The organism is Deinococcus sp. Leaf326 (genome assembly GCF_001424185.1).
Classification (GTDB): domain Bacteria; phylum Deinococcota; class Deinococci; order Deinococcales; family Deinococcaceae; genus Deinococcus.
Window position 1 is genome coordinate 611,424 of sequence record NZ_LMOM01000001.1, and the last position, 15,592, is coordinate 627,015.

The following is a 15,592-nucleotide window of genomic DNA, read 5'->3' on the forward strand; positions in this document are numbered from 1 at the left end:
TGATCCGGGCTGCATACCGCGCTATACTTCCCGTTATCAAGGTCGCTCAGGCGGCCTGTTTTCGTTTGTAATTCGCGTCGGCGACGGCTAAAAACCCGGCAGCTGGGCCAGATGCGTCGCCCACCAGACGATGGTGCTCAGAAAGGCCGCCGCGACGATATACAGCAACAGGGTGTAGAGGTCGCGCTTCATGGCCTCATTGTGAGCATCCACCGCCGGGCGCGTGACCGCATCTGCGGCGCGGCGGCCCCGCCTACGTAAAGCGCCGGACGATCCCACACAGGGAGATCGTCCGGCGCTCCAGGTCCATGGCTCAGCCGGTCTGGCCGAACTGCATCCGGAAGATGAACTTGGTCACGTCGCTCTTGAGATTGTCGATCATCTCGTTGAACATGTTCGTGGCCTCGAACTTGTACTCGGTAAAGGGATCGCGCTGGCCGTAGCCGCGCAGACCGATGCCCTGCCGGAGCACGTCCATACCGTGCAGGTGCTCCTTCCAGTGCTGATCCACGGTCTGCAGCAGCACGTAGCGCGCCAGGCTGTTGAGCATGGTGGGGCTGAGCTCGTCCCGGCGGGCGTCGAACACGTCGGCCACTGCCGCGAGCATCCGGTCCTGCAGCTCGGCCGGCGACACACCGCGCAGCGACTCGAAATCGTAGCCCTCGAGCTGCGGGATGGCGTCGAGCATGGCCGTCTGCAACGCCTCGATATCCCAGGTGTCGGGGCTCTGGTCGGCGGGGGCGTGCGTCGAGAGCTGGAGATCCACGAAATCCGCGATCATGCCCTCGGTCGACTCCTCGACGTCGGCGTCCGGCCCGAGCAGTACCTCGCGGCGCTGAGCGTACACGGTGTCGCGCTGCTTGCTCATGACGTTGTCGAACTCCAGCAGTTGCTTGCGCGTGCTGAAGTTGCGGTCCTCGACACGCGCCTGCGCCCGCTCGATGGCTCCCGTGACCATCTTGGCCTCAATGGGCTGCGAGTCGTCCATGCCCAGGCGGTCCATCATGCCGACCACCCGCTCGTTGGCGAACAGGCGCATGAGGTCGTCCTCGAACGACACGTAGAACCGGCTGCTGCCGGGATCGCCCTGACGGCCCGCGCGGCCGCGCAACTGGTTGTCGATCCGGCGCGACTCGTGGCGCTCGGTCCCCACGATGTGCAGCCCGCCCAGGTCACGGACCCGCTGGCGGTCCTCGACGGTGGCCGCCTGCAGCGCCAGCGCCTGCTGGACGAACTCGGCCGTCACACCCGGAATCTGCAGGCCCAGCGCCTCGGCCTCGGGGTCCTGACGGCTGACCGCCTTGATGAAGTTCTCGACCACCTCGTCGTACCGGCTCAGGCCGAGCTGCGTCTGGATGCTCTCGCCGATGATGTACTCGGCGTTGCCGCCCAGCATGATGTCGGTCCCGCGGCCGGCCATGTTGGTGGCGATGGTCACGGTCCCCGACCGGCCCGCCTGCGCGACGATGCTCGCTTCCTGGGCCTCGAACTTGGCGTTCAGGACCGAGTGCTGGATGCCCGCCTGCGTGAGCAGCTCGCTGAGCTGCTCGCTCGTGTCGATGCTGGCCGTGCCGATGAGGATGGGCCGCCCGGTCGCGTGGATTTCGGCGACCTCGTTCACCACGGCGTTGTACTTGCCCAGGCGCGAGCGGTACACGAGGTCCTCGCCGTCCTTGCGCAAAATCGCCTTGTTGGTCGGGATGACGAGCACGTCGCTGCCGTAGATGTCGAGGAATTCCTTCTCCTCGGTCTTGGCCGTGCCGGTCATGCCCGAGAACTTGCCGTACAAACGGAAGAAGTTCTGGTAGGTGATGGTGGCGAGCGTCTGGTTCTCGTTCTCGATCTTGACGCCTTCCTTGGCTTCGATGGCCTGGTGCAGCCCCTCACCGTAGCGGCGGCCCGGCATTGAGCGGCCCGTGAACTCGTCGATGATAATGACCTCGCCCTCTTTGTTGACGATGTAATCCTTCTCGCGCTGGTACAACTCGCGCGCACGGATCGCCTGGGTGATCATGTGCGCCTTGTCCATGTTCTCGGGGCTGTAGAGGTCGGGCAGCGAGAGCAGACGCTCGATCTTGCTGATACCCGACTCGTTGAGATGAACCTGCTTGCCCTTCTCGTCGATGGTGTAGTCACCGGTCGCCTCGGTCCGCTTGCCGGGTTCGGCCGCTTCGCCCTTCTGGAGGCGGCGGATGAGCTTGGCGTACACGTAGTAGAGGTCGGTGGCCTTCTCGGCCGCGCCCGAGATGATGAGCGGGGTACGGGCCTCGTCGATCAGGATGCTGTCCACCTCATCCACGATGGCGAAGTTCAGCGGGGTGTCGGCGCGCAGCACGAGCGCCTCGCGGCTCTGGGCCATGTTGTCACGCAGGTAGTCGAAGCCCAGCTCCGAGTTGGTGACGTAGGTGATGTCACAGGCGTAGGCGGCCTGCTTCTCGTGCGGCTGGAGCTCGCGGCTCGCCAAGCCCACCGTGAGGCCCAGGGTGCGGTACAGCAGGCTCATCTCCTCCATCCCGACGCGGGCGAGGTAGTCGTTGACCGTCACGAGGTGGCAGCCCTTGCCCTCCAGAGCATTGAGGGCCAGCGCCAGCGTGGCGACCAGCGTCTTGCCCTCGCCCGTGCGCATCTCCGCGATACGGCCCTGGTGCAGCGCCGTGCCGCCGATGAGCTGCACGTCGTAGTGCCGCTTGCCGATGGAGCGCCGCCCCGCCTCGCGGATCAGGGCAAAGGCCGGCACGATCACGTCGTCGAGCGTCTCGCCGCCTTCCATGACGCGGCGGCGCAGGTCCATGAAGGCGGCGGCGAGGTCGGACACCGCCTTCATCTCCTCTTCGAGCGCGTTGACGGGCTGCACCACCGTCTTGACGATGCGCTCGACATCACGCTTGTTGTTGTCGAACATCTGATTCAGCACACGGAACATATGGGCCCGAGTATACCGCGCGTCCATGACAGGCGTCTGGCAAGCTCAGCCGGGCGCGCACAATCAAGTTGAGTGCGCCCGACTCAAGCCGTAGGGCCGGAATCCAGCAGGCGTAGGCAGCGCGGCGGATACACTGCGGCCCATCCCCATCTGCGCCGTGCCGGGCAGCGTGCGCGCCGTGCCCGCACCTCGCCCACCCAGGAGGCCCCACCATGAAGCGACTGCTCCTCACCGCCCTGCTGCTCGCGCCCGCCCCGGCGCTGGCCCAGACGGCGTCCCCCGTCTCCGTGTTCACCCCGGCCCCTGTCAGTGACGAGGCGATCTATGTGGCCTACCCGCCCGCGACCTACGCGGTCGCCTTCGACCACGTGCTGCTGGAGGGCAGCGTGAAGCCTGGCGCGACCCTGAGCATCGGCGGGCGCGCGGTGGAGGTGGGCGCCGACGGCCTGTTCATTGAGTGGGTGCCGCTGACCCGCGGCGAAAACGTGCTGCGGCTGGAGAGCACTCTGGCCGGCGTGACGAGCGCGCGCGAGTTGAAGGTCACGAGCACCCCGCCCACCGCCCTGAGCGGCGCGGCCCAGATCGTCCCTGGGGGCGCGCTGCCCACCGCCGACCGGGTGGCCTACCTGCTGCCCCAGACGCCCGAGGCGCGCGCGGTCCCCCTGGCCTTCAGCGGTACGCCGGGCGCTCAGGCGAGCTTCCGGGTGGGCGACCTCGGCCCCTTCCCGATGGCCGAGACCGCGCCGGGACGCTACGAGGGCACCTTCCTGCTGCCCGAGCGCCTGGCCGCCGCGCCGGTCACGTACACCCTCACGGCTCCGGACGGCAGTACGGCCACAGCCAGCAGCGCGGGCAGGCTGAGCGTGACCGGCACCGGCCCGCGTGTGGCGGAGGTCACAGCGGCCATTCCGGGACGCGGCGTGCAGGCGGGCACCTCCGTGTGGCGCAACGGCGCGGGGCGCAACTACGTGGTCTACCCCCGCACGGGAGCGCGGACGGTCGTGGTGGGCGAGGACGGCAACACCTTCGTGGTACAGGCGAGCGGCACGCTGACCCTCAACGCCCCCAAAACCACGCTGACCCTGCTGCCGGAGGGCACGCCACTGCCCCGCGCGGTGTCCACCAACATCGACGTGAAGCGCTCCGGCGACCACAGCGAGGTCCGGATCGGCCTGCCGCAGAAGGTGCCTTTCACAGTCGAGCAGAACGCCGCGCCGGGCGGTTCGGCCAGCCTTGACCTGCGCCTCTTTCATAGCGTCGCGGACGTGGATTATATCGTCTCGGCCTTTCCGGACCCGGCCGTCCGGGACGTGCGCTGGACCCAGGACGCCGACGGCGTGGCGCGGGTTCACGTGGACCTCGTGGGCCGGCCCTGGGGCTACGACGCCACCTACGAGGGCAATACGCTCGTGCTGCGCGTGCGGCAGGCCCCGGCCGTGGACGACCGGCAGCCGCTGCGGGGGCGCACGGTGGTCATCGACCCCGGCCACGGCGGCGACGAACTCGGGGGCGCGGGGCCGCTGCGGGTGCCCGAGAAGGGAATGACCCTGCCCATCGCGCTGCGGGTGGCCGAGCTGCTAAGGGAAAAGGGCGCGGCCGTCATCCTGACCCGCGAAACCGACGTGACGGTGCCCATCTACAACCGGCCCCTGCTGGCCGAGGAGAAGAATGCCGAGCTGCTGGTGAGCATCCACGCCAACGCGCTGCCGGACGGCGTGGACCCGGCTACCCGGCGCGGCAGCGGCGTGTACTACTACCAGCCGCAAGCCCGCGCGCTGGCCGACGCCCTGCAGGGCAGCCTGGTCGAGAAGCTTCCAGACATCGGCAACGACGGCGTGCATTATCAGAACCTCGCCCTGACGCGGCCGACCACACAACTGAGCGTGCTCGTCGAGACGGCCTACCTGACCGACAAGGGCAACCTCCGGCAACTCATGAGCGGCGCAGGCCGTGAGCGCTTTGCCCAGGCCATCGCGCAGGGCATCGAGCGCTTTTACCGCGGCGCGGCGACCGGACGCTGAACTGTGGGGAGGGCCGGGCAGTTCACGCTACCCCGGTCCTCCCTGCGCTCACCACACCGCGATATGGCCGTCCGTGCGGCTCTCGGTACCGCCTTCCAGCACGCCCGTCTCGGGGTCGCGGCGGATCATCTGGCCCCGGCCGAAGCTGCCGGGGTCGAGCTGCACACTGACCTCGTGCCCCCGGGCGGCGAGCGCCCGGGCGACCGGCGCGCCCAGTCCGGGCTCGACCTCCACGCGGCGGCCCGCGAGCCACTGCCAGCGCGGGGCGTCGAGGGCCTGCTGCGGGTTCATGCCGTAGTGCACCGTGTTCAGGACGACCTGCAGATGTCCCTGCGGCTGCATGAAGCCCCCCATGACCCCGAACGGCCCGACCGGCGTGCCGTCGGCGCGGCCCAAAAAGCCGGGAATGATGGTGTGGTAGGGCCGTTTGCCCGGCGCCAGGACGTTGGGATGCCCGGCGTCGAGATTGAAGTTGTGGCCCCGGTTGTGCAGCGCGATGCCCGTCCCCGGCACGACCACGCCGCTGCCGAAGCCCATGTAGTTGCTCTGGATCAGGCTGACCATGCCGCCCTCGCCGTCGGCGGTCGCCAGGTACACGGTGCCCCCGGTACTCGGCGCCGTGGTGGCAGGGTCGTGGGCCTCGGCGCCCAGGTGCGCGCGGTGGGCCTGCGCGTTGGCGCGCGACAGCATTCTTTCCACATCCACCGGGGCGTGGCGGGGGTCGCCCACATAGCGGTGCGCGTCGTGAAAGCCGCGCTTCATCGCCTCAATCTGGAGGTGCAGGCCCGCCGGGTCGTCACGCAGGGGTGGCAGCTCGCCCGCGTCCAGCACGTTCAGCGCCACCAATGCGGCGATGCCCTGCCCGTTCGGTGGAATCTCGTAGACGCGGTGGCCGCCGTACTCGGCCCAGATCGGCGTGACCCACTCAGAGGCGTGGGCGGCGAGGTCGGAGGCGCGCAGCAGTCCGCCCGTCGCCCGCGCGTGGGCGTCTACCTGCGCGGCGAGGTCGCCGGTATAGAAGGCCTCTCCTCCACTTGCGGCGATGTGTTCCAGCGTTCGGGCGTGGGCCTCGCTGCGCCACAGGGCGCCGGGCCGGGGCGTGAAGCCGTCCGGGGCAAAGACGCGGAACCATTCCTCCATGATTGGCAGCTCCAGCCCACTGTAGATGCGTGTGGCCCGCGCCCAGCCCGCCGCCAGCACGGGCGAGAGCGGGTAGCCCTCCCGCGCGAGGCGGATGGCCGGGGCGAGGACCTGCGCGAAGTCCAGCCGCCCGAACCGCCCGTGCAGGTCGGCCCAGCCGCGCACCGCGCCCGGCACCGTCACCGGAGTCCAGCCGTGGCGGGGCATCTCGCCGCCGTGGCGCTCCTGCAAGGCGTCCAGGCTCAGGGCCGCCGGGGCCGCGCCGCTGGCGTTCAGGCCGTGAAGCTCGCCGCCGGCCCACACGAGGGCGAACAGGTCGCCGCCGATGCCGTTGCTGGTCGGTTCGACAACTGTCAGGGCCGCCGCCGTGGCGATGGCCGCGTCCACGGCGTTGCCGCCCGCCTCCAGCACGCTCAGGCCCGCCTGCGCCGCGAGAGGTTGCCCGGTCGCCACCATGCCCCGGCGCGCGTAGATCGGGCGGCGCACGGTTGGATATTCAGGTTGGAAGGTCACGGGGGACAGGGTAAGCCGCGGGGCGCGAGGAGGGTGTGCGAAAGCTGGCCTGCGGCGTGCCGGCAGCCCAGTTCAGGCGCCGGCCCCGGCCCAAAACGAGGCGTCCCAGCCGAAGCCGGGGCGCGCGGGTCAGCTCGCCTCAGCGGCCGAGTGCCCGTTCCAGGTCGGCGGCCGTGATCTCGCGGCTCTGGGCGCCGACGGTCGTGGCGGCCAGGGCGCCCGCCGCGTTCGCCGCGCGGGCGGCGCGGGGCAGCGGCGCGCCGTTCAGGACCGCGTGGGCGAAGGCTGCCGTGAAGGTGTCGCCCGCCCCGGTGCTGTCCACGACCGGCTTTTCAGGGATGACCGAATCGACCAGTTCGGTCTCCTCGGGCGACCATACGACGCTGCCCATCTTGCCGACCTTGACGGCCACCTGCTGCGCGCCCGCGCGGCCGAGTTGCGCCAGCGCCGCGCTGAGGCTGGTGGTGCCGGTCAGGGCCAGCAGTTCGTGCTGGTTCAGGGTGAGGTAGTCGGCCCCGATCACGTCCTGCACGAGCTTGGTGCCGACCTTGTTCACGGCGCCCGTACCCAGGTCGATGAACACTGGCACCTTCTTCTTGGCGGCCTTGGCGATCTCGATGGCCTTCAGGGCGTATTCGCGCTGCGGCCCCTCGGTCAGGCTGTAACCGCTGACGATCAGGGCGTCGGCCGTCTCGATGTCGCGCTTTTTCAGTTTGGCCGGGTCCAGCAGACGGTTGGTCGCGCCGTCACTGATCATGGCGCGCTCGCCGCCGGGGGTCTGGAGAACGGTGATGGTACTCGTCAGCACGTCGGGGTCGCGCTGGACCGCGCTTTCGGAGACGCCGCTCTCGCGCACCTGGGCCAGGGCGTACTCGGCAAAGGGGTCGTCGCCCACACGCGCAGCCAGCGTCACGGTGTGGCCCAGACGGGCCAGCGTCACGCTGATGGTGCCGCCGGCGCCGCCCGGCTGCATGCTCGCGCGGCGGGGAACGACTTCCGCGCCGGGTTCGGGCAGGGCGTCGAGGTAGTACAGATGATCAACGGTCACGTCGCCAATGACGTAGAACTTCACGGGAATAACCTCCGGGGCGTGGGAAGGAGCCGGCCCCCTGAGCCGAAGACTTGAGAACGCTTCCAGGCCGGAGGCGCTTTGCATTTGGAATGCAGTTTTACCGTATCACGTTCAGCTGCCGGGCAACACCTTCCAGGTCGGCCAGGGACACGTCCTCGGCGCGCACGTCGGGCCGCAGACCGGCTGCCTCCAGCGCGGCGTCAATGGACTCGCCCACGTGGCCGATGAGGCGCAGGTTGTTGCGCAGCGTCTTGCGGCGGTGGTGCAGCGCGGCATCTACGAACGAGATCAGCGCCGGGTCGGGCTGCGGCCGCTCGCGGTCGAAATCGAGCCGCACGACACTGCTCGTCACGTCGGGCGCGGGCAGGAAGGCGCCCTTGGGCACGTCCCGCACGAGCGTCACCGTGCCGTACAGGGCGGCCAGGGCGCTCAGGAAGCCGTAATTGTCGCCTCCTGGCCGGGCGGCTAGGCGGTGGGCCACCTCTTTCTGCACGAGGACCGTCGCGCTGACGATGCCGGGCGCGGCCATGAAGCGTGAGAGCAGCGGCCCCGTGATGTAGTACGGCAGGTTGGCGATAACGCGGGTGCCGGCCGGCAGCGAGGCGTAGTCGAAATCCAGCGCGTCGCCCCACACGACCGCCGCGTCCGTGTCGCCGAGGGTCTCGGCCAGCACGGCGCGCAGCCGCTCGTCTTTCTCCAGCGCCGTGACCTGCGCGCCCCTCGAAGCGATCTCGCGGGTCAGGACGCCCAGCCCAGGGCCGACCTCCAGTACATTCACGCCGGGCGCCGCGCCCCCCGCCGCCGCGATGGCGCGCAGGATGTTGCCGTCGATCAGGAAATTCTGGCCGAGGCTCTTGGTCGGGCGCAGGCCGTGGCGGGTGAGCAGTTCGCGCACCCGCACGGGCGAGTACAGCGGCGGTACGGACGGGTCGGTGGGGGTGGGCGCGGCAGATAGGTCAGTCAAAGTGAGGCTCCAGGCGCGGCGGCGAGTGGACAGGCACGCGGCGAAGGTGACGCTGCGGCCAGAGCCGGCAGCGGGCGCGTCAGTATACTGCCGCCATGAGCGATCCCGCCCGTCAGGGTTCCGTGCTGGACCTGGAACGGCCCGAACCGGAGACGGCCCCTGGCGCGCCGACGCCCGGCGCCCCGGCCAACCCCACCCAGCCCGACTGGAAACCCTTCGCGCGCAGCGGCGAGTGGCGCCGCGCGCAGGCCGCCGCCACCCTGAGCTTCGCGCCCGCCGCCCTGGTCGCCGCCCTGACCTCCCTGAACGCCTTTCAGGAAGATGTCCGTGCGCGGCGCTACTCCGCCGCCCGGCGGGCCCTGGACGCCTACGCGGGGGGCCTGGAGGACACCCAGACGCAGTCGCAGGGTGAGGCGGCGCTGCTGAGAACGCTGGCCGAACCCGAGGTGCTTCGCCGGGGTCTGGCGGCATTGGAGCAGGGCGCGGCCGAGCGCGATCCGGCGGGCCTGCAGACCTGCCTCGCCCCCGCCGAGGCGCATCCGCTGACCCGCGCCGAGGCGCTGAACGTCCTGGGCGTGCTCCATGCCCTGCGCACCGAGGCGGGGGCCGCGCGGAGCTGCTTCGAGGAGGCGCTGCGGGTGGACGCCGGCCACTACCGCGCACGCATGAATCTGGGCAACCTCGCGCTGGAGGCCGGTGACCCCCAGCAGGCCGAGACCGAGTACCGCGAGGTGCTCAAGCTCGCGCCCGACTACGACGGCGCGCACCACAACCTCGGGGTGGCGCTGCGGCGCCAGGGCAAGGTGTACGAATCGGTGGGGTCCATCCGCAAGGCCCAGCGCCTGGGCGTGCGCCGCAGCCAGCAGGAGGGCCGCGAGGAACTGCGTGAACAGTTCCGGGCCAGCCCGAAGCTGCGGCTGGTGCGCGTGGTCCTCATCGGGGCCGTGGTCCTTATCGCCGCTCTGCTGCTGTTCAGCCGGGGGGGTTAGGTTGCGCGGCGACCTCAGCTCGCTGGGCCATGCTCCAGCCCCCCACAGGAGCACGTGGACCCGGTCCTGACCCCGTCGGGCGTGCGGGCGCTCGACGCACGGCTGGAGCGCGCGGGCCTCCTCGAACTGGCGATGGAGGAAGCGGGGCGCGCGGTGGCCGACACCGTCCACGCCGCGTACCCGGCGGGCCGCGTGCTGCTCCTGGCCGGCAGTGGAGCCAACGGCGGCGACGCCTACGTGGCCGCCCGGCACCTGCACGCCCTGGGCCGCGAGGTGGAGGTACGCGGCCTGAGCGCCCGGCACCCCCTGACCCGCAGGAACCGCCGCCGCCTTCTCGCCGCCGGAATCAGGACCGCGCCGCTGGGCGCCTCGTCCGCTGGCCTCGCCGCGCTGCGCCGGTCACTGGAGGGCGCGGCTGTCGTCGTAGATGGGCTGCTGGGCACCGGCTTCCGGCCCCCACTGCGCCCCGCGCTGGCCGGTGTGATCGCAGCCGTGAACGCCGCCGGGCGGCCGGTGGCCGCCATCGACCTGCCCTCGGGCCTAGACGCCGAGACGGCCGAGATCAGCGGTGAGCCGCTGCGCGCCGACCATACCGTTGCCCTGGGCGGCTGGAAGACCGCCCTGCTGTTCGGCCCGGCGGCGCATCTGGCGGGGCGGGTCCACCTCGACAGCATAAGGCTGCCCCCCGGCTGGGCGCTGGAGAGGGCCGAAGCGACCCGCCCCAGCGACGCCGAGGTCGCTGCCCTGCTGCCGGTGCGCGCCGCCGACGCCCACAAGGGTACGGCCGGGCGCGTGTGGATAGTCGGCGGGCACCCCGGTACGGTCGGCGCGCCCGCCCTGGCCGGCATGGGAGCGCTGCGGGCCGGAGCGGGCCTCGTGACGGTCCACAGCGCGGCCGAGGTTCCCCTGGTCATGCCCGAACTGATGGTGCGCCGCCACGACGACCTCGCCGGGGTTCTGGAGCAGACCGGCCCGGACGACCGCCCGGACGCCGTCGCCCTGGGCATGGGCCTGGGTCCGGACGCCCCGGCGCTGGCGCGAGTGGTTCTGGGCTGGCACATCCCCACCGTGCTCGACGCCGACGCCCTCCAGCCCGAACTGGCCGGAGCGGGCCACGGCGCCTGCGTGTGGACCCCACATCCCGGCGAGGCCGCGCGGCTGCTGGGTACCCGGACGCCCGAGATCACCCGCGACCCCATCGCGGCGGCGCGGGCGCTGCAAGAGCAGTACGGCGGCGTAGTGGTCCTCAAGGGTGGGCCGAGCGTGGTCGCCCACGCGGGCGGCGTACAGGTCGCGCGCGCCGGTCACCCCGGCATGGCGAGCGCGGGCATGGGCGACACGCTTTCGGGCGTGATCGCAGCCCTCCTGGGCCAGGGTCTGGGCGCGGCCGAGGCGGCGCTCGCGGGGGTTACGCTGCACGCCCGCGCGGGCCAGCTCGCCGGCGCAGCGCACGGCTACGGCCTGAGCGCCAGCGACGTGGGCGCGCAGCTCGGCGCGGCGTGGCTGGACCTGAGCGCCCACCGCTGAGCCGGGCGGGCGGCCCGGCGTGCCCGGAAACGGCACCTTATCTCTTCTCTGTCTCTCGCCGGCTCAGTGAACCGGCGAGCAGATGCCAGGGTTGCACCCGGTGGCTGCCCCCGACTGCCAGCCGCTTCCCCCCACAGGTTCGGACTTGAAGTCATAACTGAACCGGTACACTGTCGGAACACATGCGCGGCCTCCTCTCCGACCTTCCCCTGCTGGGCCTGCTGGAGCTGGTTCACGAATCCCGCCAGACCGGCGTTCTCAGCGTGGGCGGCGAGCTGCCTTACACCGTCACCTTCTCGCAGGGCGAGGTCGTGGCGGGCGGGGTTCTCGACTGGCTGGGGCTCGAAGCGCTGCAAACCTGTCCCCTCTCGCCGCAGGGGGGCGACTTCGAGTTCGAGTCGCGCAGCATCGCCGGGCGGCCCCTCCAGGCCTACGGCCCGCTGCTGAGCGAGTGGGCCCGGGTCAGCGACGAGTGGGCGCGGGTCTCCCGCACCGTGGGCAGCCCCAGCCGGGTCTTCCGGGGCGAGCTGCCGCTGTTCTCGGAGGGTGAGGGCCGTAGCGTGCGCGCCGCCGCCCGGCGCTCGAATCGTCCCCTCATCGACGTGGCAGCCGAGGTCGCGCAGGCCACGCAGGCGGGCCGCTTGGAGGCGACCGACGACTACGCCTGGTTCGCCCTGGTCCTCAAGCCCAGCCCCGCCCACGGCAAGCACCCCATCTCGGCCTTTCTGGACGGCCAGCGCAACCTCGGCGAGATCGCGCGCCGCAGCGGCCTCGGGGTGGGCGAGGTGCGGCGCTACCTGCTGGGGGCCATCCGGCGCGGCCTGCGGTTTTCCGGCAGCGGCTGGGTCATGCGGGACCTCGTCTGGGAGGAGCAGCTCGGCAGCCAGCTCCAGAAGCCCGCCTAGGGACGCGGAACCTGCGCGGAAAGGGGCGGACGCCCCACCCGGCGCCGCCCCCCTTCAAAGCTGACTGCCCCGGCTCAGGCGCCGAACACGCTGCGCGCCGGGTCCCACAGGCGCCACAGCTCGTAGACCCCGATCATGAGGTGCAGCACCAGCTTGGCCGCAATGCCGGTCAGCAGGCCCACCAGGGTGCCCCAGGCGGCGCGCAGGGCCCCGGTCAGCGGCTTACGGACCACGAACAGCTCGGCGATGAGCGCGCCGGCCAGCGGCCCCACGATCAGACCGAAGGGAATGAAGATGCCCACCAGTCCGCCGATGAGCGCGCCCCAGATGGCCTGCTTGCTGCCGCCGTACTTGCGCGCGCCCCAGGCCGAGGCGACGTTGTCCACCAGGGAGATCAGGACCGTGAGGACTGCGAAGGTAAGCAGGAAGGGCAGGTCCGGCCACACCTGAAAGCCGTCGAGAAGCGTGGCCGCGACCGTACCCGCGAAGATGATGACGGTGGCAGGCAGCGCCGGCACGAAGGTGCCCACCATCCCGATGAGCCAGGCGACCAGAAACACGAGAAAGGGAAGTGACATATCGCCCCCGGATACGCCCCCCGGCGCGGCAACGTTCCCATGTCCGGCCAGAACAAACGCTCGTTAGGCAGCTCGCGCTAAGCTGACCCCATGCAAAAAGCAGTCATCGTGGCGGCGTCGCGCACGCCGACCGGCAAGTTTCTGGGGGCGCTCGAAAGTGTGAGCGCCGTCGAGTTGGGCCGCCTGACCCTGGCCGAGACCCTGCGCCGCAGCGGTCTGGAGGCGGGGGTCGTCGAGGAAGTCATCATGGGCCAGGTCGTGCAGGCGGGCTGCGGCCAGAACCCGGCGCGGCAGGCGGCGCTGCGGGCAGGATTATCCCATGAGGTCGGGGCGCTGACCATCAACAAGGTGTGCGGCAGTGGCCTCAAGGCGGTCATGCTGGCGGCTCAGAGCATCCGCGCGGGCGACCAGTCGGCGGTGCTGGCCGGCGGTATGGAGTCCATGAGCAACGCGCCTCACCTGCTGCCCCAGGCCCGCAAGGGCTACCGCCTGGGGCACGCGCAGGTGCTCGACGCCAACACCCAGGACGGCCTGTGGTGCTCCATCAATGACGAGGGCATGGGCCTGACCGGTGAGCGCGTGGCCGAAAAGTACGCCATCGGGCGCGCGGAGCAGGACGCCTACGCCACCGAGAGCCACCGCCGCGCGGTCGAGGCGCAGGGGGCCGGGCGCTTCGCGGACGAGATCGTGCCCGTGACCGTCAGGGGCCGCAAGGGCGACACAGTGATGGACGCCGACGAGGGACCGCGCAGCGATACCAGCGCCGAGACCCTGGGCCGCCTGAAGCCCGCCTTCAAGCCGGAGGGCTCGGTCACGGCCGGCAACGCGCCGGGCCTGAACGACGGGGCCGCCTCACTGCTCGTCATGAGCGAGGACGCCGCCCGGGCCCACGGCCTGAAAGTGCTGGCCGAGATCGTGGACTACGCGACCGGCGGGCTGGCCCCCGAGTGGGTCATGATGACCCCCGTGCCCGCCACCCAGAAACTGATGCAGAAGCTCGGCTGGGGGGTGGACGACGTGGACCTGTGGGAGCTGAACGAGGCCTTCAGCGTGCAGAGCCTCGCCGTGAGCCGCGAACTCGGCCTGGACCCGGCGCGGGTGAACGTCAACGGCGGCGCGGTCGCGCTGGGGCACCCCATCGGCGCGAGCGGAGCGCGCATTCTGGTCACGCTGCTGCACGCGCTCAAGCAGCAGGACAAGGAACTGGGCGTGGCGACCCTGTGCATGGGCGGGGGCAATGGCCTGGCGCTGGCCGTGCGGCGGGTAGGCTGAGGGCATGACGCAACACGAGACCGCCCCGACCCTGTGGATCATCGAGAGCACCTACCTCAAGTCCGGCGACGCCCTGAGCGCCGTGACGCCCCGGCACCGGGCGTGGCTCGACCAGCACTACGTCTCGGGCGTCTTCCTGACCTCCGGGCGCAAGGTGGACGGCACCGGCGGCGTGCTGCTGGCGCGCGCGGGGAGCCAGGCCGAGCTGGAAGCGATCTTCGCGGACGACCCGTTCGTGCAGGAAGGCCTGTCCGAGTACCGCTACACGGCGTTCACGCCCGTCAAGCGCGGCAAGGGCATCGAGCTGGACGGCGTGCCGCTGGTGGAGTAGAGGTGGTCGTGATGACCGCTTCTGGTCTATAGGAGCACCAGCCGCTGGGCGACGGGCTGGATGACCGCGTCTGAAAGCAGGCCGAGGACCCCCGTACCCCCTCCTTCCCAGTCCCGCCGCACTGACTCGGGCACAGCGCAGGGCTTTCGGCGCCCGTCCCAGGGGTCTGAGCACCGCCTACCGCTACCGCTCAGGGACAGCTAGAGGCCCGGGCAGGGCGCCGCCCCGGCCTCTCTGCGACCTCGCCCCGCCAGAGCTCTGCCTGTTCGTCCCTTCTACTCTCCCGTTTTCCGGGAATGCAATTATCAGCTGGTCAAGCACAAGGAGTCTCTATGAACTTCGGAGTCATCGGCGCAGGACAGATGGGCGGCGGCATCGCGCAGGTCGCCGCGCAGAGTGGATTTACGGTGGTCGTCCACGACCAACAGCAGGCCTTTCTGGACCGCGGCCGCGCCGTCATCGAAAAGAGCCTCACCAAGTTGCACGACAAGGGGCGCCTGAGCGATACGCCGGAAACGGTGCTGGGCCGCATCACCTTCACCACCGACCTCGCGGCCTTTGCCGACTGCGACCTCGTGGTCGAGGCCATCGTCGAGAACGAGGCGGTCAAGGCCGAGTTGTTCCGGCAACTGGGCAGCGTGGTCAAGCCCTCCGGCATCTTGGCGAGCAATACCAGTTCCATTCCCATCACGGCGCTGGCGACCGCTTCAGGCCGCCCGGAACAGTTCATCGGGATGCACTTCATGAATCCAGTGCCCCTCATGGCCTTGGTCGAGGTCATCCGGGGCCACCGGACAAGCGACGAGACGGCCCGCGTCGTCACCGAGACGGCCGAGAAGATGGGCAAGACGCCGCTGTCCTGCAACGACTTCCCCGGCTTCGTGTCCAACCGCATCCTGATGCCGATGCTCAACGAGGCCATCCAGTGCGTGATGGAGGGCGTGGCCGAGCCGGAAGCCATTGACGGCATCATGAAGCTGGGCATGAACCACCCGATGGGGCCGCTGACCCTGGCCGACTTCATCGGTCTGGATACCTGCCTGGCGATCATGGAGGTGCTGCATGGGGGGCTGGGCGACGACAAGTACCGTCCCTCGCCCCTGCTGCGAAAGATGGTGCAGGCCGGGCTGCTGGGCCGTAAGAGCGGGCAGGGCTTCTACACCTACTAATACGGAGCGGGGCCTGGGCCTTCCCAGCTGGGAAGGCCCAGGCCCCCGGTCTAACGACAAAAAATAACTCCCGCCACTTGGACGGGAGTTTCTTTGGTTGCAGGGACAGGATTTGAACCTGCGACCTCCGGGTTATGAGCCCGACGAGCTACCAGACTGCTCTACCCTGCGTTACTCTGGTACTTCTT

General features: G+C 70.4%; 12 protein-coding genes and 1 tRNA gene. 7 read left to right on the forward strand and 6 right to left on the reverse strand.

Features of this window, described 5'->3' with window-relative positions:
* Positions 1-313: 313 nt before the first annotated feature.
* A complete protein-coding gene (secA, locus tag ASF71_RS03030) occupies positions 314-2,923 on the reverse strand; it encodes a preprotein translocase subunit SecA (RefSeq protein WP_056294568.1) in 2,610 nt (869 codons plus the stop codon).
* Positions 2,924-3,135: 212 nt separating this feature from the next.
* Between secA and ASF71_RS24465 the strand changes: the two genes are divergently transcribed.
* Entirely contained in the window at positions 3,136-4,944 is a 1,809-nt protein-coding gene (locus ASF71_RS24465) for an N-acetylmuramoyl-L-alanine amidase (RefSeq protein WP_056294571.1), read from the forward strand.
* A gap of 48 nt (positions 4,945-4,992) precedes the next feature.
* On the opposite strand, the gene ASF71_RS03040 is transcribed toward ASF71_RS24465, so the two are convergent.
* From ASF71_RS03040 to rsmA, 3 genes are all read right to left on the reverse strand, one after another.
* Positions 4,993-6,540, reverse strand: a complete 1,548-nt coding sequence (locus ASF71_RS03040) for a gamma-glutamyltransferase family protein (RefSeq protein ID WP_082505467.1) — start codon at positions 6,538-6,540, stop codon at positions 4,993-4,995.
* A gap of 196 nt (positions 6,541-6,736) precedes the next feature.
* A complete protein-coding gene (locus ASF71_RS03045; RefSeq protein WP_056294576.1) occupies positions 6,737-7,669 on the reverse strand; it encodes a carbohydrate kinase family protein in 933 nt (310 codons plus the stop codon).
* Positions 7,670-7,766: 97 nt separating this feature from the next.
* Positions 7,767-8,633: a 16S rRNA (adenine(1518)-N(6)/adenine(1519)-N(6))-dimethyltransferase RsmA gene (rsmA, locus tag ASF71_RS03050; protein ID WP_056294578.1), complete on the reverse strand. Its 867-nt coding sequence runs from the start codon at positions 8,631-8,633 to the stop codon at positions 7,767-7,769.
* A 95-nt stretch (positions 8,634-8,728) separates the two neighbouring features.
* Here rsmA and ASF71_RS03055 point away from each other — a divergent pair, with 95 nt between their 5' ends.
* The 3 genes from ASF71_RS03055 (at position 8,729) to ASF71_RS03065 (ending at position 12,054) form a co-directional block, all read left to right on the forward strand.
* Positions 8,729-9,622, forward strand: coding sequence for a tetratricopeptide repeat protein (locus ASF71_RS03055; RefSeq protein ID WP_056294580.1), 894 nt, complete (start codon positions 8,729-8,731; stop codon positions 9,620-9,622).
* 132 nt (positions 9,623-9,754) lie between these two features.
* Complete coding sequence (locus ASF71_RS03060) at positions 9,755-11,149, forward strand: NAD(P)H-hydrate dehydratase (RefSeq protein ID WP_235514116.1); 1,395 nt, start codon at positions 9,755-9,757, stop codon at positions 11,147-11,149.
* A 182-nt stretch (positions 11,150-11,331) separates the two neighbouring features.
* Complete coding sequence (locus tag ASF71_RS03065) at positions 11,332-12,054, forward strand: DUF4388 domain-containing protein (protein WP_056294583.1); 723 nt, start codon at positions 11,332-11,334, stop codon at positions 12,052-12,054.
* Positions 12,055-12,128: 74 nt separating this feature from the next.
* Here the strand turns inward: ASF71_RS03065 and ASF71_RS03070 are convergent, their stop codons facing one another.
* Positions 12,129-12,632, reverse strand: coding sequence for a DUF456 domain-containing protein (locus tag ASF71_RS03070; protein ID WP_056294587.1), 504 nt, complete (start codon positions 12,630-12,632; stop codon positions 12,129-12,131).
* Positions 12,633-12,722: 90 nt separating this feature from the next.
* Between ASF71_RS03070 and ASF71_RS03075 the strand changes: the two genes are divergently transcribed.
* The 3 genes from ASF71_RS03075 (at position 12,723) to ASF71_RS03085 (ending at position 15,404) form a co-directional block, all read left to right on the forward strand.
* Entirely contained in the window at positions 12,723-13,904 is a 1,182-nt protein-coding gene (locus tag ASF71_RS03075; RefSeq protein WP_056294590.1) for a thiolase family protein, read from the forward strand.
* A gap of 4 nt (positions 13,905-13,908) precedes the next feature.
* Positions 13,909-14,235: a YciI family protein gene (locus ASF71_RS03080; protein ID WP_056294592.1), complete on the forward strand. Its 327-nt coding sequence runs from the start codon at positions 13,909-13,911 to the stop codon at positions 14,233-14,235.
* A gap of 332 nt (positions 14,236-14,567) precedes the next feature.
* The gene (locus ASF71_RS03085) at positions 14,568-15,404 is read left to right on the forward strand and encodes a 3-hydroxyacyl-CoA dehydrogenase family protein (protein ID WP_056294595.1); all 837 of its coding nucleotides are present in this window, start codon (positions 14,568-14,570) and stop codon (positions 15,402-15,404) included.
* Positions 15,405-15,498: 94 nt separating this feature from the next.
* Here the strand turns inward: ASF71_RS03085 and ASF71_RS03090 are convergent.
* Positions 15,499-15,575 (reverse strand) — tRNA-Met (locus tag ASF71_RS03090).
* Positions 15,576-15,592 lie beyond the last annotated feature (17 nt).

Bases quoted from the DNA above. Each gene is read 5' to 3' on its own strand.
- ASF71_RS03060 (WP_235514116.1), top strand. From the start codon at position 9,755: ATGGAGGAAGCGGGGCGCGCGGTGGCCGACACCGTCCACGCCGCGTAC.
- ASF71_RS03075 (WP_056294590.1), top strand. From the start codon at position 12,723: ATGCAAAAAGCAGTCATCGTGGCGGCGTCGCGCACGCCGACCGGCAAG.
- secA (WP_056294568.1), bottom strand. From the start codon at position 2,923: ATGTTCCGTGTGCTGAATCAGATGTTCGACAACAACAAGCGTGATGTC.
- ASF71_RS03065 (WP_056294583.1), top strand. From the start codon at position 11,332: ATGCGCGGCCTCCTCTCCGACCTTCCCCTGCTGGGCCTGCTGGAGCTG.
- ASF71_RS03070 (WP_056294587.1), bottom strand. From the start codon at position 12,632: ATGTCACTTCCCTTTCTCGTGTTTCTGGTCGCCTGGCTCATCGGGATG.
- ASF71_RS03080 (WP_056294592.1), top strand. From the start codon at position 13,909: ATGACGCAACACGAGACCGCCCCGACCCTGTGGATCATCGAGAGCACC.
- ASF71_RS03085 (WP_056294595.1), top strand. From the start codon at position 14,568: ATGAACTTCGGAGTCATCGGCGCAGGACAGATGGGCGGCGGCATCGCG.
- ASF71_RS03055 (WP_056294580.1), top strand. From the start codon at position 8,729: ATGAGCGATCCCGCCCGTCAGGGTTCCGTGCTGGACCTGGAACGGCCC.
- ASF71_RS03040 (WP_082505467.1), bottom strand. From the start codon at position 6,540: ATGGTGGCGACCGGGCAACCTCTCGCGGCGCAGGCGGGCCTGAGCGTG.
- ASF71_RS24465 (WP_056294571.1), top strand. From the start codon at position 3,136: ATGAAGCGACTGCTCCTCACCGCCCTGCTGCTCGCGCCCGCCCCGGCG.